The organism is Mesorhizobium sp. USDA 3734 (assembly GCF_056279665.1).
Genome location: NZ_JBWCCW010000001.1, coordinates 1,290,701 through 1,312,309, shown reverse-complemented (window position 1 = coordinate 1,312,309; position 21,609 = coordinate 1,290,701). Strand labels below are relative to the sequence as shown.

General features: G+C 59.7%; 15 protein-coding genes and 1 pseudogene. 11 read left to right on the top strand and 5 right to left on the bottom strand.

The genetic code is table 11. The features are described 5' to 3' along the window. Positions 1 to 205: 205 nt before the first annotated feature. Positions 206 to 1,042 carry a sugar phosphate isomerase/epimerase family protein gene (locus ACZ89F_RS06205; protein WP_476090875.1) on the bottom strand — a complete coding sequence of 279 codons (837 nt, stop codon included), beginning with the start codon at positions 1,040 to 1,042 and terminating at the stop codon, positions 206 to 208. Between the two features lie 106 nt (positions 1,043 to 1,148). On the opposite strand from ACZ89F_RS06205, the gene ACZ89F_RS06200 reads away from it, so the two are divergent. From ACZ89F_RS06200 to ACZ89F_RS06185, 4 genes are all read left to right on the top strand, one after another. Next, the gene (locus tag ACZ89F_RS06200; protein ID WP_476090874.1) at positions 1,149 to 2,318 is read left to right on the top strand and encodes an ABC transporter ATP-binding protein; all 1,170 of its coding nucleotides are present in this window, start codon (positions 1,149 to 1,151) and stop codon (positions 2,316 to 2,318) included. Between the two features lie 30 nt (positions 2,319 to 2,348). Continuing rightward, complete coding sequence (locus tag ACZ89F_RS06195; RefSeq protein ID WP_476090873.1) at positions 2,349 to 3,557, top strand: CaiB/BaiF CoA transferase family protein; 1,209 nt, start codon at positions 2,349 to 2,351, stop codon at positions 3,555 to 3,557. A gap of 18 nt (positions 3,558 to 3,575) precedes the next feature. Next, positions 3,576 to 4,541, top strand: a complete 966-nt coding sequence (locus ACZ89F_RS06190; RefSeq protein WP_476090872.1) for a dihydrodipicolinate synthase family protein — start codon at positions 3,576 to 3,578, stop codon at positions 4,539 to 4,541. Between the two features lie 134 nt (positions 4,542 to 4,675). After that, positions 4,676 to 6,628 carry a GMC family oxidoreductase gene (locus ACZ89F_RS06185; protein WP_476090871.1) on the top strand — a complete coding sequence of 651 codons (1,953 nt, stop codon included), beginning with the start codon at positions 4,676 to 4,678 and terminating at the stop codon, positions 6,626 to 6,628. On the opposite strand, the gene ACZ89F_RS06180 is transcribed toward ACZ89F_RS06185, so the two are convergent. After that, positions 6,573 to 7,655, bottom strand: a complete 1,083-nt coding sequence (locus tag ACZ89F_RS06180; protein WP_123150424.1) for a transposase — start codon at positions 7,653 to 7,655, stop codon at positions 6,573 to 6,575. The two genes, ACZ89F_RS06185 and ACZ89F_RS06180, sit on opposite strands and share 56 nt — an antisense overlap. A gap of 228 nt (positions 7,656 to 7,883) precedes the next feature. Between ACZ89F_RS06180 and ACZ89F_RS06175 the strand changes: the two are divergent. The 7 genes and pseudogenes from ACZ89F_RS06175 to ACZ89F_RS06145 all read left to right on the top strand — a co-directional run. After that, positions 7,884 to 8,276: pseudogene (locus ACZ89F_RS06175) on the top strand (TetR family transcriptional regulator C-terminal domain-containing protein); the annotation flags it as partial. Positions 8,277 to 9,316: 1,040 nt separating this feature from the next. Further along, positions 9,317 to 11,221, top strand: coding sequence for a hypothetical protein (locus ACZ89F_RS06170; protein WP_476090870.1), 1,905 nt, complete (start codon positions 9,317 to 9,319; stop codon positions 11,219 to 11,221). A 96-nt stretch (positions 11,222 to 11,317) separates the two neighbouring features. Next, positions 11,318 to 12,811, top strand: a complete 1,494-nt coding sequence (locus ACZ89F_RS06165) for a hypothetical protein (RefSeq protein ID WP_476090869.1) — start codon at positions 11,318 to 11,320, stop codon at positions 12,809 to 12,811. 86 nt (positions 12,812 to 12,897) lie between these two features. After that, complete coding sequence (locus tag ACZ89F_RS06160) at positions 12,898 to 13,944, top strand: DUF2278 family protein (RefSeq protein WP_476090868.1); 1,047 nt, start codon at positions 12,898 to 12,900, stop codon at positions 13,942 to 13,944. Between the two features lie 8 nt (positions 13,945 to 13,952). After that, the gene (locus ACZ89F_RS06155) at positions 13,953 to 14,921 is read left to right on the top strand and encodes a DUF3616 domain-containing protein (RefSeq protein ID WP_476090867.1); all 969 of its coding nucleotides are present in this window, start codon (positions 13,953 to 13,955) and stop codon (positions 14,919 to 14,921) included. A gap of 75 nt (positions 14,922 to 14,996) precedes the next feature. Next, positions 14,997 to 15,686, top strand: coding sequence for a hypothetical protein (locus tag ACZ89F_RS06150; RefSeq protein ID WP_476090866.1), 690 nt, complete (start codon positions 14,997 to 14,999; stop codon positions 15,684 to 15,686). A 14-nt stretch (positions 15,687 to 15,700) separates the two neighbouring features. Beyond that, a complete protein-coding gene (locus tag ACZ89F_RS06145; RefSeq protein WP_476090865.1) occupies positions 15,701 to 16,420 on the top strand; it encodes a hypothetical protein in 720 nt (239 codons plus the stop codon). A 615-nt stretch (positions 16,421 to 17,035) separates the two neighbouring features. Here ACZ89F_RS06145 and ACZ89F_RS06140 read toward each other — a convergent pair. From ACZ89F_RS06140 to ACZ89F_RS06130, 3 genes are all read right to left on the bottom strand, one after another. Continuing rightward, the gene (locus tag ACZ89F_RS06140) at positions 17,036 to 17,620 is read right to left on the bottom strand and encodes a patatin-like phospholipase family protein (protein ID WP_476090864.1); all 585 of its coding nucleotides are present in this window, start codon (positions 17,618 to 17,620) and stop codon (positions 17,036 to 17,038) included. A gap of 387 nt (positions 17,621 to 18,007) precedes the next feature. Continuing rightward, on the bottom strand, positions 18,008 to 18,259 hold the full coding sequence (locus ACZ89F_RS06135; protein WP_476090863.1) for a hypothetical protein: 252 nt from the start codon (positions 18,257 to 18,259) through the stop codon (positions 18,008 to 18,010). A gap of 303 nt (positions 18,260 to 18,562) precedes the next feature. After that, entirely contained in the window at positions 18,563 to 21,475 is a 2,913-nt protein-coding gene (locus ACZ89F_RS06130; protein WP_476090862.1) for a hypothetical protein, read from the bottom strand. Between the last annotated feature and the right edge of the window lie 134 nt (positions 21,476 to 21,609).

The window sequence follows — 21,609 nt, the reverse complement described above, 5'->3', positions numbered from 1 at the left end:
AATCTCGGCATCCCAGGGTCGGTTACTGCCGCGGTCGTCAATTGGTCATACCTACCCATTTCCCAGTCAAGTCGCCAGATCATCACCCTGTCTCATAATGCGGCCAGGGCCAATATCGCAACCACTACGGTCGTGAAAAGAGGGCCATCCGCTTGATCAATCGTTTGCACACGCGCAGCATTTCAAAGGATGCCGTGCGCTACGCCTAGAGACCGCCCGCAAGGCAATCCCGCGCCCTTTCCAAGCAAAGACTCGCAACCTCCCGCGCAGGGCGCAGCCACAGGTCGTTTTTAGAAAAGATCTCGATCTCCAGCAACCCGCTATAGCCCGCCCGTCGGGCCGCACGGGTTATACCCGCAACGTCAGCTACGCCGTCGCCCATAATCGCGCGATCCGTCAACACATCTGCCGGATGAAGCTTCCAGTCGCACAAATGATGCCCGAGAATGCGATCGCCCGCCCGAGCAATGGCTGCCAATACGTTCGGATCCCACCAAAGATGGTAGATATCCAAAACCACGCCGAGCGGCAGGCCAAGCCCGTCGCAAAGGTCGAGCGCGGAATCCAGCGTATTGATAACGCCACGGCTCGCTGTGAGCGCCGGGTGAAACGGCTCGATTCCAAGGCGGATCCTGGCGGCCGAAGCATGGGCGGTCACAGCATCCAACCCCTCTCGAACCTGATCGCGGGCGCGCTCGATGTCGCGGACCTCGTCGGACATCCCGCCTGGCACGACGAGCAACACCCTCGCTCCGATGCGGCAAGCAATGTCGATTTGTCGAAGAGTCTCGTCGATGGCCTGCTGGCGGCCGTCTGCGGAGCCAGCCACAAAGAAGCCACCTCGATTGAGTGCGGTGATCTTCAGGCCGGCGTCCTCGATCCGCCGATGCGCCTCTTCGGGCGAAAGGCCGCCTAGCCTGTCCGACCAGACGCCCACGCCGCCCGCGCCCGCTTCCGCCACGACAGACACGAAATCAACGAAGGGCAGATTCCAGCCGAAGGTCGCATGATTGAAGGCAAACTGTTGGTTTGCAGTTGTCACGGCCACCCTCTGGACATTTCATTTGTAAGCGGTTACACCACGATCAAATCGCATCGTCAAGGGTAAGCGGCCCCGATGTGCCCACCAAAGGGAATGAGACTCCGGTATGCAGGGTGTTGAACTGATCAATTTGAACAAGCTTTACGGCGCCGTGCACGTCGTAAAGGACGTGCAGCTTGCGATACAATCGGACGAGTTTGTTGTCCTTGTCGGCCCGTCGGGCTGCGGCAAGACGACGACTTTGCGGATGGTCGCCGGGCTCGAGTCGATCTCCTCTGGCGATCTGTTGATCGGCGGCAGACGCGCGAACGACCTTTCTCCCGCTGAACGCGATATCGCGATGGTGTTCCAGAACTACGCGCTCTACCCCAATATGAATGTCTACGACAACATGGCGTTCGGTCTCCGCAACCGAGGGGCCACACGTGAACAGGTCGCACGGGAAATAAAACGTGCGGCGGACGTGTTAGGTATCGAGAAGCTGCTTGAGCGTAAACCGCGGCAGCTTTCCGGCGGCCAGCAGCAGCGGGTCGCGCTCGGACGCTGTCTCGTCCGCCATCCCAAGGTATTCCTGTTCGACGAACCGCTTTCCAATTTGGACGCGAAGCTTCGTTTGGAAATGCGCCAGGAGCTGAAGCGCCTGAAGGCTCGCATTAGCGCGACGTCGATCTACGTCACACATGATCAGGTGGAAGCGATGACACTTGGCGACCGTGTCGTCGTTATGTCGCAAGGCATCGTTCAACAAGCTGGGTCTCCTGAGGATATCTACCATCGCCCGAGTAACGTATTTGTCGCCACCTTCGTCGGCTCGCCTCCAATGAATCTTATCGAGGCGGCCATAATCGATCGTGCTGGAGGACAGGTTTTCCAGGCGGGCAGCATGGAATTCGCTGTGCCGCCGCGCCTTGTGGAGGCGCTTAGCAACTTCCACGGATCAACGGCCCTCGTCGGAATTCGGCCGGAGCACATTCAACTCGGGGGGAGCCACGGAGGCCGCGAGAGGCTTGCTTCAGGGACCGTCGATCTCACGGAGTTGCTGGGGTCCGAGCAACTCGTTCAGGTCCGCGTCGATGATCGGCAGATCACCGTCACGCGGGTTGACCCCTTCCTCAGGCTTGCTTCCGGAGAGCCAGTCTCTCTCACCTTTTCCGCGGAACACATTCATGTCTTCGATCCGATATCTGGGCTCAGCTTGACCACTGCGCACAGCGCGCCTCGCCCAACCGCTGCGACGATCGAGACCGGAGTGCGCTCCCTTCGAGCGGCGCAATAGCGTGTCGCGCATAAACAAGGAATAACCAGGATGTTGCTTAACGGCATGAAGGTCGTCAGCTTCTGTCATTTTCTGCAGGGCCCAGCGTGCACACAATACCTCGCGGACATGGGTGCTGATGTCATCAAAATCGAGCCTGCAAAGGGACCGTTCGAGAGGCATTGGTCTGGCGCGAACGTATTTGTCGGTGGTGTAAGCGGTTTCTTTCTGGCCGCAAACCGCAACAAGCGTAGCTTTGCCGTCGACTTGAAGAACCCTGAGGGAAAGGAACTGGTCCTTCGCCTCATTGATCAGGCGGATGTCGTGGTGGAGAATTTCCGCACAGGCGTCATGGAAAAGCTTGGACTGGCTTATGAGGACCTGCGCAAACGCAAACCCGACATCATTTTCGCGAGCGGCACCGGATGGGGCCTACACGGGCCGATGGTCGGGCGCACCGCACAGGATTTGATTATTCAGGCACGTTCGGGCCTGGTTGCGGCAACCGGTCCCCATGACCGCCCGACGGCGATCGGTTGTGCGGTGGTCGACCAGCATGGCGGGGCTCTGCTCGCGCTCGGGGTAACTGCCGCCTACGTGAAGAAGCTCACGACCGGCCAAGGCACGCATGTTCAGGGCAGTTTGCTGAACTCAGGTCTCGATCTGCAGACGGAGCCTTTGACGAACTATATGTCCAGCCGTCCAGGCCGATCGGTCTTCGAAAGGCAGGAAAATCTCATCTCCTGGTTCCACGAGGCACCCTACGGCGTCTATAAAATTGCCGACAGAGACGTTGTCATTCCAACGAATGAAATCCCAAAGCTGGCTGAAGCGCTCGACAGCGACGCACTTCGGGCTTTGCAGCATCTGGACCGGTACGCCGACCGGGACGAACTGGCGGCCACTGTAGCCGAAGCGGTCAAGCATTGGACGTATGATGATCTGGCAAAAGCATTTGATGGGCACGGCGTCTGGTACGGGATAGTTCAGGATTACGAGGACGTCGCGAACGATCCGCAGATCGCAGCAAACAACGTCTTTCGTCACGTCGACGTCAATGGCGAAACGGCAACGCTCGTGAATCACCCGCTACGGTATGACGACCAGGTGCCGCCTCTGCATACGCTATCGACGGCGACCGGTTCGCACACAATCGAGATCTTGGGAGAACTGGGGTTCAGCCTTCCCGAGATCGAGCGGCTCCTCGACGATGGGATCGTCTACATGCCAGCCGACCAGAAATCACAAGCAGCCGAATAATCACTAGGAGATACAGTCATGAAACTCGACGGCGGCGTCCTGATTGCCAATATCACTCCGTTTTCAGAAGACCTCAGCGTGGACTGGGTCGAAATGGCCAAACGCACGCGGGACCTTGCATCAGTCGCTGGCATTCGCGGGTTCGTCGTGAACGCCTTTGCAGCCGAGGCGCCCTCGCTCTCGCCCGAAGAAAGGCAGCGGGCCGTTGCCGTACACCGTGAAAATGCTCGCCCGGATCAGGCGATCGTGGCAGCTATCATGGACTGGGCACCGCCGGCGACGATCAGACGCGGCGAGGAGGTGAAGGAAGCCGGGGCGGACGCGGTGATGGTCTGTTCGCCTTACCTGTCGGCTTACAACGCCAACCATAGCCCGGAATATGCCTTCCACTACCACAAGGAGATCGCCGAAGGGCTCGACATGCCCATGCTGCTCTTCCAACTCGCGTCCGGCGACCAACTATCTTATCCACATGAGGCGCTGGTCAAAATGGCGACCGAGATTGACCACGTCGTTGGCGTGAAAATGGCGCAGGCCGGGGACTGCGTCCGCTACGATCGCGACTATTACGCGCTCAAGTCGCTGAATAAGAACATCGTATGCCTGCCATCGGTGGGCTCTTCATTTTTCCATAACCTGTCGACCGGCGGAGACGGCATCCTGTCGGGTCTCGCTGCCTTGGCACCCTACGAGTGCGTGTCGATGCTCCAGTTCATCCAGGAAGGTGACCTGTATTCGGCACAATCCCTGCACACGCGGCTTGCTCCCCTCAATCACGCGATTTACGGATTCCCCTATGCGGACCTCCACACGCGCTACAAAGAGGTCGCCTTCATGGTGGGTGCCATTTCCTCGCCCGCAGTGCGCTCGCCGCAACTGCGCCTGGGCCCCGCGGAGCTTGACCGTCTTTGGAAGGCGGCACAAAGCGCTAAGCTGCGGCCCATACCGGGCGCCGACGCCATCCGGCCGCGATTGGTGGCCTGAACGGTAAGCGTCGGACATACGCCTCACTTATCCGGCCACGCCACGATGACGGGCCGGATTGTCTCAGTTTGAATACTGCGGCGGGCGATTGCTCTCGCATCCCGACCCATAGCCGACCGTTCGGCGGAGGAAATATGCATAGCGAGTACGACTACATCATCATCGGCGCCGGATCTGCCGGATGCGTCCTTGCCAGTGAACTCAGTCGAAATGCCGATCATCGGGTTCTGGTGATCGAAGCGGGTCGTTGGGACTGGTCACCCATGATCCACATGCCTGCGGGGATCCAAAGCCTCATTGAAGGAACCAGCTACAACTGGGCCTTCAAGACAGTTCCGCAGAAACACATGAACAACCGGCGGATGTTCATCCCGCAGGGCAAGGCGATTGGCGGAACAAGCTCGATCAACGGGATGATCTATATTCGGGGAAGCCGCCAGGACTACGACAATTGGGCACGCCAAGGTTGCACGGGCTGGGCCTATGAAGACGTCCTGCCCATCTTCAAGCGCCTAGAGGCGAACACGCGGATCCGAGACCAGTTTCATGGAAACGCCGGACCGCTCAACGTCACCGACTTCACCTACCGGAACCCCCTGACGGAGGTGTTCCTCCAAGCCTGCACCGAAATCGGTATCCCGAACAACGACGATTTCAATGGCACCCAGCAGTATGGAGCCGGGTATTTCCAGCACACGGTTAAAAATGGCCGGCGCCTCAGCGCAGCTCGCGCATTCCTTCACCCGGCAAGACGCTCCCGCCAAAATCTGGACGTCTGTGCCAACACTGTGGTGAGCAAGATTCTCGTCGAGCGGCAGCGAGCCGTCGGGGTCGAGATTATCGAAAACAAGACCCGTAGGACAATCCGATCAACGCGCGAAGTAATCGTGAGCGCCGGGGCGTTCAATTCGCCGAAAATGCTTCTTCTCTCGGGGATAGGACCAGCCGACGAACTGCGGCCCCTCGGAGTCCCCGTGGTTCACGACCTGCCAGGTGTTGGAAAGGGCCTTCAAGATCATTTGGACGCCGCCACTCTCTATCGCGCGTCGACGCCGCTGACCTACGACCGTGACGCGCATTTTCCACGGAAGTATCTGCACGGCGCCCGCTATTTGTTGTCGCGGACGGGTCCGGTATCTTCATCCGGATGCGAGGCCGTGGCCTATACCAAGAGCGAACCCGGCCTCGAGCAGCCAGACATTTCGGTTCATTTCCTTCCTGCGTGGGTTATCGAGCACGGTTTCAAGAAGGAGATCGGAAGCGGCATCACGCTCCACAACAACAATATGCGACCGCTAAGTCGTGGCGAGGTGAAACTCGCGTCCAGCGATCCCAACCACGCCCCTCTCATCGACCCGAACTACATGGCTGATCCGGTCGACGTTAAAAAGATGATCGCCTGCGTGCGGATTGGGCGCGAAGTCATGGAATCGAACGCTTTCAGGCCGTTTGTCTCGGGTGCCTACGCTCCGCTGCCGAACATCAAGACCGATCAAGAAATCTTGGACTATGTCAGGCAATCAGCTGAGACAGACTACCATCCCGTCGGAAGCTGTCGGATGGGAGTCGATAACGCAGCAGTTGTGGATCCGCGCCTTCGTGTGCGCGGCCTCACGGGCTTACGCGTCGTCGACTCCTCGATCATGCCTGCCCTCATCGGTGGGAATACGAATGCAGCCACGATTATGATCGGTGCGAAAGGAGCTGACATAATCCTCGAGGACGCGATCACTGACGCAGTTCATTTCGAACCCGTTCCTCCCAGCGAGTTAAAGCCTACACTACAGCCTGATGGGGCGCCATACTCATCACTTCGGAACGACAGTGGCGAGCCGCCCCTAATGGCCATATGCGCTAAGATAGTTTTGGCATGGACTGAAATTTGCGCTTTCGTGGTGGCTCACGCCATCGATGTCGCAAGGCAGGGAGATTTTGGCGCAGGATTGCCAAGGGAGGTTGAGCAAAGATCGCTGCGATCAGAGAGGCGACGATCTGGCGGGTGGCGCGCCACAGTAGCGGGCCGCCCGTCGCTCAAGGGGGAGAGACACCAAACTCCTGCGAGAGGGGTTCGGTCACAAGCGCGATGAGGAAGTGGGCAAGAATCCAAGGCTTTGCGATCCTTGGGTCTTTGGCGGGGGGAGCGCGCAGTCCGATCAGGCTCTTCAGACGTTTGAAGGCGAGCTCGATGCGCCAGCGCATGCGATAGAGCTTGAGAACTGTGTCGGCGTCAAACTCATCCTGGTCGAGCGAGGTCACAAGGATCACGAAGCCGGCAGCAATCAGCGTCTCCTGTCGAACCTGCGTGCCCTTGGCCTTGGCTTCCTTGTTGATCTTGCGTCGTGCTTCTTGTGCCGCGGCCTCGGATTTGCGCAAGGCGATCAGGCGCATCTTCAGGGGATCGCCCTTCTTGAGGCCCAGCCAGACAGGCGTTTCGATGACCTCCTCGCGGCAGCTCTTCAGGTGGCCGATGAGATCGAACGCCGTGCCGCTGGCGTCGAGCCATCGCACATTCTTCCACGCCGCGCGCACGAGAACGTCGCCGCCTTGCGCCAGGACCTTTGCGATCCGCTCGGCCTGCAGATAGGCGCGGTCGCCGATGCGGATCTCGCCCGGTATCACCGGCACGCGGTCGATCAGCTCGGCCTCGCTCTGGTCGGTGATCTCGATGAAATCGAACTGCTCGCGCTCAAGCTCGAAGGCGCAGTGCATCCGCCAAAGGCCATTGTTCTTCTTCTCATGCACACCGGCCTTGGCAACCGCCGTCGCATCGAGGATGCGGATCAGCCGGCCTTTGGCCAGGCCTTTCTCCTCGCGCTTCAAAAGATACCCAATCAACTGCTGCAGCCACGGCCCTGCATTGCGCAGCCGGCCGAGCAACGCCACATCCGAGATGTCGGCGATCCCGCTTGCCGCCGCCCAGGCCACGACGCCCCGCATGCCCACCTTGCCAAGGCAATAAGCCAGCGTCAGGCGCAACAGATCAGTAGCCGACCTGACACCCCGCGGCCGCAGGAACGCCCTCGTCTCGCGAGCACTCCCTGTGATCAACTCTTCACCGCCGAGGAGTTCAATCGTCTCGGCCCAGCCGTCATCTACAAGCGATTCGTGAGTCATCGCAGCGTAGAATCACAACCGATTCCCCGCTGCAACACCTATCTTAGCGCATATGCCCTAATGGCTGGGCCGCACTGAGCAAGCGTTGCCTCCCAAGGCCCAGGGTGCTCCGTGCGTGCAGTCCATCGAACACGCGGAGCACCTGCAGGCAGCCTTAAAGCCTGCTAGTCCGCTGACATCCAAGAAGCGTTCTAAAGCCAGTTTTGCGCAAGAAGCTCTGCGGGCGTAAATCCGCAATATGCCCGACTGCAGCGGCTGCCTTACCAGCGGCTGCGCTCGAATCTGGCTTCGGTGTTTGATGGGATATTCGATCAGGCACGCCTTCGTGAGGGAAGCCTTGTCATCGCGGCCCTGATCGGTGGGCTTTGGCTGCGCAAGGCGGCTGCCGATGATGTCGGTCGCGACGAAGCTATAGCCCTGGTGTTTAGCGGAATCCGCTCTCTGTTGAGCAATTGGGAAGAGCAGCAGCCGCGCCGCCCATCGGAACGAAAACCTCGGAGGGCAACTCCGGCTGCGCGCCCCCCAGACGATCCCAGTGACGCTGCTGTCGTTATCGAGACTGAACGCCCGCACCGTTGGACCGGCAAGGAGCGATCGCGTCTGCGGTGCGTAGACAAATGACGCTACAAGGCCCGAGGATCCGGACGGTTCTCCCTGGAGCCTGCTATCGCGCTCACTGCAGCGCCTTTGCCCCCGAGATCAACCGAACTGACCAGCACCTTCGAGCATTTTGAGGATGCGGCTGAGGTCAGAACCTGCCTGATTGCACGTCGTTGCCGCCGATTACCGCACGCATCGCTGAAAGGTCTTTTGAAGCCAGGAATGTTGGGCTACGTGTGACGGTGCCATCAACGAAACGGAGAAAATTGACGAACGGGCCCAAAACCATTTCACCCAGAAGCCATAGATTTGCCCGACAGCACTCAATTCAAACTCGAAGAATTAGGCGCAAGTTATTGATATATAATAATCTGGTGGGCCCGGAGGACGTAGAAAAATCATTGATTTCATTGGCTTTTTCGTGGGGACATGTCGGACATCCTTCCCGTATCGTTCCGTATGGTTCCGCCCACCCGCCGCCCGCTCAAATTAGCCGTCCAATGCCTCCTTCGCGCCAATACCAGTCAGCCAGATCCATACTCGCGAATGACCGCAATGGGCCGGAAGTTGACGGTCTGCTTTTGTTGCCGGCTTGTCAAAAATCAGGCGTTCCATCATGGCTAAGCAACGCTATCCAGTCAGTCGATCTCGATGATTTTGCGCGTCGGCTTTCGGTGGATGGATGTTCGCTTTACGGCAACCGGCTCGGGTAATGAAGTTGGCGTCTGCCGTTCCAGGCGCTGCTTTGTGAGGTGGGCGGTTTTTGCTTCCCTGGCAGCACGGCTTTGGACTCGCGGGTCGCCCGCTCAAATTTTGCTTTGTCGTATCGTCTGAGGGTCAAGTAGGCATCCATCCGCTGACCGCGGACCCTGTGTTGTTCTGTCCACTCGTCCGGCGGGTAAGACTTTAAAGTCTGGCTTGCCGCTCAAACACGCAATGACAGGGGGCAAGATTACAACGAAGTTCTACCCGGTGAATTATGACAGTAATATTCTCCAGCTTGCAGCAACCTCGGTTATGTGAAAGTATTATCGTCGACTGGGGTAAATGGGGGGGCATTCATGGTCAGGCGTTCGCCCGAATTCCGCCGTCTGCGCGTCTACGCCATCGATCCTGGCCTTGCCGCCCGGCACGAAACGGTTGGGCTCAATGAACTAACCCTGATGGTGCCCTGGGAAAGCAATCCGAGGATCGAGGGCGTGCTCAGCCGCCCACAGATGTTGGGGCCGGTCGGCAATTACCTGGAGGTGGTGGACTACGACCCGGCGAGCGGCTGCTACTACGCCCCCGTCGATCTCAACGAGACTTTCGTTCTCGCACAGGACGGGCTCAACCCCTCCGAGCTCAATCCACAATTCCACCAGCAAATGGTCTATGCCGTGGCGATGATCACGATCGACAAGTTCGAGCGTGCGCTGGGGCGCTCGGCATTGTGGGCCCCGCGCCGTCTGCCGGACAAGAGCTATGAGTATGTGCCTCGGCTGCGGCTTTATCCGCATGCGCTGCGCGAGGCCAATGCTTACTACAACCCGGACAAGAAGGCCGTATTGTTCGGCTATTTTCAGGTGCCTCCCGATTCCACCGCCGTCGCGCCCGGCACCACGGTCTTCACCTGCTTGTCGCATGACGTCATCGCACATGAGGTGACGCACGCTTTGCTCGACGGCTTGCACCGGCGCTTTGCCGAGTCAACCAATGTCGATGTGCTCGGCCTGCATGAGGGATTTGCGGATATCGTGGCAATCTTCCAGCATTTCTCCAATTCCGATGTGCTGAAAGACCAGATCGGGCGCACGCGCGGCGACCTCGACAAGCAGAACATGCTGGGGCAGTTGGCGCAGCAGTTCGGCCGTGCCACGCGCCGCGGCGAGGCGTTGCGCGATGCGCTGGGCTATGTCGACGGCCAGGGCAATTGGCAGCGCTACAAGCCCAACCCCACCTACCTGCGCGACGCCACAGAAGCCCATGAACGAGGCGCGATCCTGGTCGCTGCGGTGTTCGACGCCTTCCTCAAGATGTACAAAGCCCGGGTCGTCGACCTGTTGCGCATTGCTTCGCAGGGGACGGGCCAGTTACCGGCCGGGGAACTCAATATCGACCTGGTCAATCGTCTGGCCGACGAGGCGGCCAAGACGTCGGAGCACGTACTGCAGATGTGCATCCGGGCGCTGGACTATTGTCCGCCTGTCAACGTCACCTTTGGCGATTATCTCCAGGCCATCGTTACCGCCGACGCAGATCTCTACCCGGCGGACGAGCACAACTACCGCACCGCGATTATGCAGTCGTTCTCGCTGTTCGGCATCCGGCCGCGGGCGGTACGCAACGTGTCACTCGAAGGCTTGTTACTGCAAGCGGGCAATCCCGCCCTAGGACGGGCGGTGCCACCGGGGATGAAGGCTGATGTCGACAACGAGACTGACCGCAAGGATGCCTATGACCTGATGAACAGCGCCGCCTCCGAAGTGCACGAATGGCTGGCGCGGCCGAAGCGCGCCGGGTTGCTCGAGGCAATGGGTATCGTCACCGGCACGAAGGACAAGGTGCCGGGCACGGTCAATCGGAGGAAAGGCCGGCCTGTCTTCGAGGTCCACTCGGTGCGGGCTGCGCTGCGGCGCGGCAGCAAAACCAACCTGGTGCCCGACCTGGTTATCGAGATCACACAGCGCCGGGCCGGCTATTTCGACACGAAAGACCAGCAAGCTGCCGACGAAGCCAAGCCGACCGGCGACACAGCGGGCAAGGGCGATTTCACCTTCCGCCGCGGCTGCACCCTGGTGGTCAATCAGCGGACCGGTGAAATCCGCTGGGTGGCGCGCACCGACAAGAATATCTGCGACAATGGCGAACTCGATGCGCTGCGGCAATTCCTGCTGAGCAACCCAGTCTCGGTGCAGAACGCCTTTCAAGGGCCGGTCGCGCCCGGACGGGTGAGCAATCCGTTCGCTGCCGTGCACCGGGATTAGGGGACGAAGATGCCAGCACCGCAACTGCAGGCGCCGCCAAGCGGGGTTACCATCAGGATGTATCGCCAAGGACATGGCGACTGTTTCCTTCTGGCCATGCCCGACGATGCCGGCAATCCGTTCTATCTGCTGATCGATTGTGGGCTGAAGCCAGGCTCGGAGATCAAGGCCACGATCGAGGACGTCATAGCCAATATCCGGGACGCCACCGGCGGGCACATTCATGCGGTATTAATCACGCACGAGCACCAGGATCACACCAACATGTTTCTCGCAAAGTTTGGCGGGAAATCGATGTTCGACGACATCACATTCGGCGACGTACTTCTGGGCTGGACCGCCAATCCGGACGATACCGAAGCGCAGCAATTGCGCCAGATGAAGCTTCAGGCGCTAATGCGGCTGCTGGCGGCGCGACGGCGACTGGCGGGGCTCGCCGCCGCGGGCGAGGACGTAAAACAGACTTTGGATTTCGTTGACGCGATGCTCGCATTCGAGGGGGCCGACGCGGACTTTCTGAAGAAACTGGGTCCGACGGATGGCAGCGTGTTCGGAGCCGCCGAAAGCGCAGCCATTGTCCAGGGCCTCAGCGTCGCCAAATGCATGGATTATGTGACCAGCAAGGTCGGGAAACCACGCTATTTTTCGCCTCACGAAACCCCTTTCGCGCTAAATGGAGTGAGCGGCCTCAGGCTCTATCCGTTGGGTCCCCCGCGCGACGACCGTCTCAACGAAGACGAGCCCGCAAAAAGCGATGCGGCAGGGCAGGCGCGGATGTATGAAAGGACGGATCGCGGCCACGGCCTGGGCTTTGGCTTCATCGGCGGCCTGGACGGGATGTTCTTGGGAGCGGATCACGGCTTCCTGGGGGAAGATGCCGAAAGCCACGACCCGTTCGCTCCCGGTCTGAAACTGGTGGAGAACGGGCCGGAGTGGAGCAGCGAGATTGCCGCATTCTTTGGCTATTTCGCGCCGCCGACGGGCGAGGAATGGCGGCGCATCAATATCGAGTGGCTGGCAGCCGCCGGCTGGTTTGCCGACAAGATCAACACCGAACTCAACAATTCGAGCCTGGTCGTGGCCATCGAGCTGGTCAACAGCCGCAAGGTGTTGCTGTTCCCGGGCGATGCCCAGTACGGCTCATGGATGTCATGGGCTGCTGCGCCTTTCCAGATTCCCGCCCAAGGTGGCGCCCAGGCCAGGACCGTGACGGTACAGGATCTGCTGGCGCGGACGGTCTTCTACAAGGTCGGGCACCATGGCAGCCATAATGCGACTCTGAAAGGCGAGGCCGACAGCGACTACGCCAATCTCGACTGGATGGCTCTGGGCGCACACGCCAAGGAATTCGTCGCCGTCATTCCCGCCAACACCCAATGGGCGTGGGATGAAAACGACCCACACTGGGAGCATCCGCTCAAGGCCATCCGCGAGGATCTGGAGGCCAAGACCAGCGGACGGCTGTTCAAGTCGGACACCGATTTCGACCCGGAGCTGCCAGATGGGGCCATCAAGGCCGACTGGCAGAAATTCGTCGCCAATGTAACCGCGACCGATCTCTATTTCGAATACACGATTCTCGATCAGTAGGTCGCCGCGGAGCGGCGGCCGGGAAACGTGCCCATAAAATTGTGATGCTGTCGAATTTCCTGACGCCGATTCGTGGAGGATGTGCGATGCCGATACCGTATGCAGTGCTCAAGGGGCGCCCGACCAATAACCGCTTGGGGATGAAGAAGAACAAGCATTACCAGGTGCTGATATCCGCCAATGGCGATCCGTACCGGATCGCCATCAATGTCGAGTCAGGCGATGGCAGCGAGGTCGCGTTCCTGGTGCGTGCGCCGTTCGAACACCCGGTCATCGACGGGCTCGCCGCGCTGGAACCGGGGCTGCACAAGCTGGTATCCGCCCCTGGCGGTATGGCGATTGACTTCATCCGCGGCAACGTTGGTCAGCCTTGGGAATTCCAACCCCTGCCCTATGACGCGGCCGGACCCGACAACGACCTGAACGAGAAGATCGACGCCTTTGTGCAACGCGCCATGTCCGATGAGAACGCCATGGTCTATGCCTTCGGCGCGCCGTGGGGGCCAGAGCCGGCAACCGCCGACAAGTTTTTCGGCTTCAAACCCGGCCAGGGCATTCACGATATCCATATGAACCAAGGCAATCCGCCCGGCAAATATGAGAAGGACAATGGCGTCTATCAGGACGGCGCGCTGCTGTTCAATTTTCCCGACGAGGGGCAGTGGATGGCCGTCTTCTTGAAGTTCCAGACGCAGGCCTGGCATACCGACGATGCCACGGGAAACGTCATCCTGGCACCCGACGCGGAACATCCAAAGGATCCGCACACTCCGATCGAGCGTGACAACATCCCGACTTTCGAGGTGCCAGACGGGCTGATCCGGATCATCGCCGCCTATGTCAACGACACGAAATCGCCGGAGCGCGAGACCGTGACCCTGCTCAATACGGCAGACGTGGCCGTCGACCTGTCAGGCTGGGCGATCGCCGACAAGCAGAAGCAGCGCATGAAGTTGGCCGGCACCATCGAAGCCGGCGCGGCCCGGGTCGTCGAGATCGTCGCGCCCGTTGCGCTGTCGAACAAGGGCGGCATCATTACCTTGCTCGACGAGCGGGGCATCAAGGTGCATGGCGTTTCCTATACCAAGGAACAGGCACAGCAGCCTGGTCGCACCATACCGTTTCAGAGCTGAAGGGCGCGATGGCGAAGAACCCGGCCCAACGCGTGCGGCTCGACTATGCGGCGGCCGCCTCGGAGGATTTGTTGCACAATCTGTCGGGGTTAGCGGCCGACGGGAGCCTGCTGTGGACCGTTTCGGACGAAGGGCGGACATTCGAGTGCCTGGAGGCACACGAAGCCGGGTATATGCTGACCCGCCAGTATCGAATTGATGACTTGATCGCGCGCTGGCCCGGCGCCGGGGAAAGCAAGGGCGGTGCCGAACTCGACCTGGAAGCGGTCGATGTCGCGCAGGGAGCACTCTGGCTTTGCGGCTCCCATTGCCATGTCCGCCTGGCCTCCGACGATGACGACAAGGACCTACTTCGGTCAAAAATCCGCGCGCGGCCGAGCCGGCATCTGCTGGCGCGCATCGACCTCAAGGGCAATGCATCGCGCCTGGGCAAGGTGAAAGTCGCCCCGAGAAAGGGCGTGGGTTCCATTCGCGCCGTGCTGGCCGGCGATGCCTATCTCAAGCCGTTCCTCGATCTGCCGAGCAAGGAGAACGGCCTCGATATTGAAGGTCTGGTGGTAACCGAAAACGAGGCGCTTCTGGGGCTTCGCGGTCCGCGGCTCGACAACAGCGCGCTGGTCGTTCACCTCAGGCTCAACAAGGATCTGGAGGTAAAGAGCTACAGGTTGTCCTTTCTCGATCTCGGCAGCCTCGCGATCCGTGACCTTAGTCGGAATGGAAGCGCCATTTTTATCATCGCCGGCCCGGTGGGCGATGCCATGGAGCCGTTTCGCCTCTATCGCTGGCAGCCGGCAGCAACCCCGCTGATCCAGCACCCCGAAAAGCTCTACGATTGGCCGACCGGCAGCGAAAAACCGGAAGGGTTGTGCTTTCTCGAGCGTAACGGGAAGCCCGGCCACTTGATCGTCTACGACCGGCCCGACAAGAGCAGGATCAAGGGTAGTGCCTATGAGGCAGACTGGATGGCGATCGACTAGGCCGCGTTGAGTTTGATCGCGAGTCTGGAACACCAGCGGCGATGGCGAGTGAACAGAGCACGGAGGAGCGCGACAATGGGAATTAGACTGGTCACGGCATGCCTCTGGATGATCGTTGGACTATTGCCGGGATACGCCAAAAGCGTCGAGCTGCCGGCTACCGTCATTTCCAAAACCATCGAAGGGATCGAGATCAAATTCCCAGTTGGCATCACCGCTAACAGAAATGATCCCGCGCAGCCCGTGGCCATCGCGTTGACGATTGACCTGTCCGACCTTGTGGCCAAGGTCAATCCCTTGATCGGGGCCGTTTGGACAAAGCGAAACATCGACCTCGGCGGCAAGCTGACACACAACGGCACCCTTCTTTCGATCGAAGGTCCGGCGCTTCGCGCCAAGGTGCATTTTCACGTGCGCCCCGAAGTCGTGCCAAGCTCCAATGGCAGCGTTGTGGCTTATTTCGTGCCAACGGTGGCCGACAATCGTGTCGCGCTCACCGGTCGTATCGCGGAGTTCAACATCTCGAACGATTTCACGCGAAACGCCGCTAAAGCATTGAATCTCGACGACTTGGTAAGCGACAAGTTGGGCGCGCTGCTGAATGAGGCCCTATCTGCGCCTGACGCGGGTCTGACACTGCCGCCGGCGGTTCAGGCCCTCGGCGTGACGCTCTCTACCGGCCGCTTCGTCATGATCGGCGCCAAGCCAAGTCTGGTCGTCGAAGGCACCTTGCCGGCGGTAGCCGGACTGTTGCTCAACCTGTGAAGTGAGGGACGTCGATGAATTCGAAGCTCGAAGCACCGAAGACGAAGCCGAGCGATGATCCCGCGATCAATGGGATTACGCTTGCGACAACACAGAAGCTCTGGCTCTCGCTCGCGCTTGCGACAAACCTGTTCGCCATTGTTGCACATGGCCAGACTCAAGGTTCGGACATCGACCCCAAGCTCAGTGCGAGCGTCGGCTTTTCGTTCGTGCCAGGTCTGCTGGACTCCATCGTTGCGATGTGGGGCATCCTGATCCTGTCGATCTTGCTCATCCTTAGCGCAGCGGTCATGCGCGAGCATGCCCATCGCTCGGGCCCGACCTGGTACGAGCGATATCCGTTCCGGCTTTGGGATGCTTCGCCGTCGATAGGCCTTGGGCGAAAGGGCCAGGTTCTCGCCTATGTTTTCTTCTCGATCCTGCCTCTTTTTGCGTTAGGGCATTTCTGGCGTGTGTTCCTTGGCGAGGGCAGACTTTGCAGCGAAATCACCAAAGACAATTGGTCTTCCCTGGCCGTCGGTGCGCATGATTTCTTCCGGTTTCCAGCAAATGCCACCTTCGGACGCATCTTCGGCGACTACTATCGGCTAGCCGGCGAAGTCGTAGACAAAGACGCCTGCAAGGATGCGACAACCTTCTTTCCGTTCGTCCAGCCGGTTGTCATGTTGCTGTTGAGCGTGTTCGCGGTGTTTGTGACGTTCCGCGCCCTGCACGTCGTGTGGCGGGGAAAGTAGCCGCAACCATCAGCACGACTCGCATTGCAATGCGATCAGATTGGCGTACCGGCTATCTCCGAGTTTTGCCCTTTCGACGGCTCCTCGCAGTACGCTTGGGATCATCGGGCCTGATCTTCATATAGCGCAGGACTTCCGCACAAACGGCACGATCGCCAAGATCGGTAATCGTCGTATCCTCGACTTTGAGAAGCGTGGAGCCCAATGCCCATGCTACGCCTTGGTGGCCTGCGGGCAGCATCGCGCCTATTTGCTCAGCAACATGCTGATCGCGATCTTTGAGCATCCATATCATTAGGAGCAAAATAGACCGGCGCTTGGAATTGGTCGCGAGTTCTTCCCCTGCCGAGCGAACTGCCGGCATTGCGCCGCGGCACCCCACAAGCAGGGCAAACACAGCGCGCGGTTTCGTCGCCGTTGCTCTTGGTGGAACCAGCACGCGCCGCAAGGTCGAGATGAGTTTGGAAGTCCTTCTTGCCTTCGCTAAGCCTTGCCTCTAGCCAAGCATCGATCCTGGTGGCCGCGGCATCACTTGGCTAGATTTCCGGCTCGGGCACGAACCTCAGGGGCTTCTCACAGATGACGGGTGTAGCGCTGGGCGTCGGCGTGCAATCGTCAGAGGAACGTCACGCGGGTCGCTTCCTGCTTGCCTTGGGCGAAGCCGGCACGGGCCGCGGGGATGCGGGTCGCCAGATCCATCTGGTTCGTGCCCTTTGCGGCTCGGGAATCGGGGTCCGGTGTGATCACCACGACGCGGCTGCCCTGGTTGCGCAGGCCCTCGACCTGGCCCTCTAGGTCCGCGCCCCATTCCGGTGGTCTGCGCAGGCCCTCGAACTGGCCTGCCGGTAGTGTCCCGCTCCGCCCGCCAAACGGCGAGAGCACCATGACGTTCACATAGCCCGAGGCCAAGTCGGCGTTTTCGGCGGAGCGCACGCCACCGTTGATGTAGCGGGGGCCGTTGATGCTGTGCGTGGGTGTCAGACCAGGCATCGCGGTACTCGCGGTGACAGCGTCCACGAGGTCGGCGCCGGAATCGCGGTCGAACGCAGCCAACTCGCCGGTATGCGCGTCGATGGCCACTACGATCATCGGCCTGTCCGACCATCCAGGGCGAGGCAACCTGGCGGCGACCATTGCGCGCCGCTGTTCCGCCGCCGCGGGTCCGAGTGTGAAGTCGCTCTCCAACCCGAACGCGCCCATCGCACGACCGCGATGTCTTTCTCCGTAGCGCGCAGCGTCGCAAGGCGCGCCACTGCCGGTTCGACGGTAAGGAGTGCGCTGGCATGGCGCATTCATCACAAGTCACGGGTTCGATTTCGGCCGGAAGCCTGGTCAAGCCTTCGGCCTGTACGAGAGTGCCTCGATGCCACTGCCAAAATCTGGACGGGTTCGTTTTACTTGGTTGATGAAGTCCATCAGCACGTAGCGAATGTCGTAAGCCTCAGCGTTGAGAAATCGATAAACTACCTGCTTGTCGCAGACGTTGATGTTCGACACAAGCTGCAATTCGGTCGAAGAGTTCGATCAGTCTTCGCATTTCCAAACCCTTGTTGTTATTTAGTGTGATTCTCAACGCAGTGCTGCGGATTAGACGCTCGGCTTCGGCCAAAGCCGCATCCAAACTTCCCAGCGACGCGATCTCTTTTCATCGACGTCGTTATGAACTGCTTGCTTCACGCCGAAATAATCCTGCCTGAGCTTCAAGGTATCCGGATTATTATATTCTCTGACGAATTTAATGCTTTCCTGCTGCCGTCCAGTGACCTCATTTCTCTTGCTGTCTACATAGGTGTTTAGCCAAATAACTCCACCGAAATCGCCGCGACAATGCTTATCCATTTTGCAACTAGATCCGATATGTCTTTGAACTTGAGCGCCGGCATATGTTGCCTCCCCTGTTGTTGGCGAGATCGATTGCGGCCTATTTCGATGCATCCAACCACATGTTGGACCCGTCGCCGGAATGCAGGCGTGGTTCAAAGGCTGCTTGTCGGCTATTCAGAAGCAATCCGCTTAGTTTCGCCCGAGGCTCGGCGTTTTTGCCATACCGATCGCGCAAGAGGTGTTCCGCTTGCCGCCATTTCTTCGGGACAGTATTTTTGCAGCTCCCGGCCAGTTGTCAATTGTTCGCCCTTTCCGCAGCTATTGCACGTAGCTGACGCCGCCTTCGAAATAGTTCCTGCAAGTTGTCGCTGGCGAGGCGCTCGCTGCACGTGACAGTGCAGCCACCAATTCAGGCCATTTCACCCGATGCAGCGATTGCGGGTCACTTCTTGCCCAGCCCAGCAAAGTCTCAGCATCGGCGGCGTTTTCAAATTTCGAGCTTTGGTTGCTGTGCAGGGCAATCACAACCTTTTTGACATCGGCTGCGGTGAGGGTTACGCGTGCGCCATCCGAAATGGGTTCCCTGAACGTAAGTGTCCCTGGAAGAAGCCAATGGGTGCCTATGCCGCCGTTGCGCAACACAGGCGGCATAGTGATCTCATGCACTGTGACCGTCGAACCTAGGTTGCAATAGATATCCCTTATGTCGGAGAGCACCTCGCCCTCCATCCCCAGTCCGAGTTGTCCGCCAGCCCCAAGGACAGATCCGAAACCGAAGCTCTCCTCGTAGTTCCCAGCGGCTGCGGACACGTCAGCGACGACGATATGGAGCGGTGGCGGTGGCGGTGGCGCCATCGTCCAATTCATGGTTTCCCGGATGGCGAGATAGAGCGTCATCGCGCCGCGGTTTTCGACGGCTCCGCCATCGGTGACCCAGTACCGCTTGCCGGCACCGCCGTCGGCGGGCAACACGTCGACTGCCGCATCGGAAAAAACCGGCGGAAAATTGGCACTCAATGCAGCAGCACGCGCGATGGACATGCTGGCATCGTTGAGCGTCACGATCTGCAGGACGGGGTCGCTGTTCCCGACAGGAGCAGGTTGCGGCGGCACCGGAAGATTGGTGAGCACGAGCCTGCCGCCAGCGGAACTGCCGTCGAGCGCGTCGCGGCATTTGCTGGCGTGCTCCGCTAGCGAAAGCTCCTTTCCATCACAGGAGCGGCTCCCGGCATCGAACGAGCCAAGCATCGCCGTGTTCAGCATCAAGCCGAACGACGGATCGCTCATCTTCCCTGCGCCCATCTTACAAACGAAGGCTTCAGCCAGGATGTTGCCAAAACGGCTGCGCGCCGGCAACCATCCGGTCACATTCCCTTCCGGCTCTGCCGGCTCATCGCAGGCAAAATTCCGCCAGCTACGCCGTCCGAATGCGATGCGCATGTCGCTGGCACCGTCGAGCACATATTCAATAAACGGGAGCGCCATCGTCTCGGCGAAACGGTCCCACGCCTTCGACCCCTGCTCATCGATCGGCCCCGAGCGCCGCAGTTCGCGTTCATGCAGGGCAAAGTAGGCCAGCGCAGCACTGCCTCCTGAAACGCCACTTGCAAGCACGACGTTGCAGATTTTCCCCTGCTCCGCCAGACCACGCAGCACTGATGCGGTGTAAATTGCGGCGCGCGTGCCACCCCCAGATGCTACCACAGCGATGCGTGGTGCGTCGGCGCCAAGCGGAGGACACTCGCCGGTCTTGCCAGTCCCGGACGTCAGGAGGCTTGCCAGATTGATTTCTGCCGGACTGGTCTCCCGGATTAAAAGTTCCGGCGGCTGGACCGAGGCCGTGAATGCCAGCCACGCGGGCATGCCCAGAATAAGAAACGCCAGCGTGCTGGTGATCACTGGATAGACGAGTGCGGAGCGCTGGAGATTGCGCAGGCCGGCCAGAACATCGGAGCCTTGCGTCTTCGTCTGCGCCAGGCTTTCAAGCTGACTGCGGAAACACGAAAGGAGTTCGAGCGGGGTCTGAAACTGCAGGGCAGGCCCATCGGCGTCATAGTCCGCCTCATAATCTCCTTGGATTTTCAATCGACCTGCGCCGTGCTGCGCAATCGTGCGCCCTTCGGGCTTGACGGGGCTGAGATTCGATTTCCCGTGATAGGGATAGGCAACCTGCACCGGCGCGGCCTTGCCGTAAGTGTTGTTGAGGAGGCGGATGACCCGCCGGGCCAGAAAAACATCGCTCCAATACGCGTAGTACCAAGCTGCGACATAGGTGATCAGCACATAGATCATGATGCTGGTATTGCCGTACCCGCCGCTGCCGGCATTAAAGAGGTAGGTGATGTAGTGAACCTCGAAGAGGCGCAGCAGCGCGACGGCGATCACCGCCACGCTCACGGCGTATTGCGGTCCGATGAAGAACAAACGCCCGACGGTTTTCAGCACTTCCATCAGCCGGTCGAAAAGCGTCCCGAGGAAAAGTGCGCTCCAAGTGGCAACGCCGGCTAGAAGAAAAACAGCGAGCAAATAACGGTCGGGAACAAAAAGCGCGAACAGCGACCCTGGCAGAAGAAGTTCGACCGGATGACGCACCGGCACAACAAACCAGGCCGAAAGCAGCGCGACGACCGGCTCGCGCCCCATAAAATCGTAACGGTCCTTCGGCGCGAACAACTCGACCTCTGGCAGGAACGCATCGAGATTGTCGTAGGCCGCAGGTCGGAAGAGACCTCGGGCCATCAGCCACACCAGGCCGAGCGACACTATCAGGGTGACGACAATCGCGACGCACACGTGCAAGTGTAATGATTCTGAACCGTCACTAAAGGTCTCTGGGACGGAAAAGTAGGCCAGAATGGCAGCGAGTAGGCCGAAGATTGCAAGCTGTCCGGCCAACAAGTGTTCGTGCAGCCAAGGCGAGTAGCGGACACCGATATGCAGGAAAAGCAAAAGGACAAGACCTAGCGCCAGCAAACCGATATTGGCTGGGGTAGTTTCAACCGTCGGGCCGAGGGCGAGCGAAGTTATGAGCGATATTGCCAGCGCCGGAGCAAACCAAGCGTACCCATCGGGTCCGAGCCATGTCCAGAACCACTTCCGCCCCTCCGGCATCGGCTGGTTGGCATAGGCGTCAAACCGTCGCCACGAGCGGACAAATCGCTTCACCCTCTCTCCAAGCCAGTTGTAGAGCCTCGACCCTGCATCAAGGGCCAGTTTGCTGAAGCGTCTCATTGGTTGTCCCCAATCCGGTTTCCGTTTCTCATTTCGTTACCGAGACTTGCATGTGAGAAGAGTCGTCGAAGAAGACCAAGTCGCAACCAGCATCCACGGCCAACGATGGCAACCGATGCGCTGTGAACCTTCGG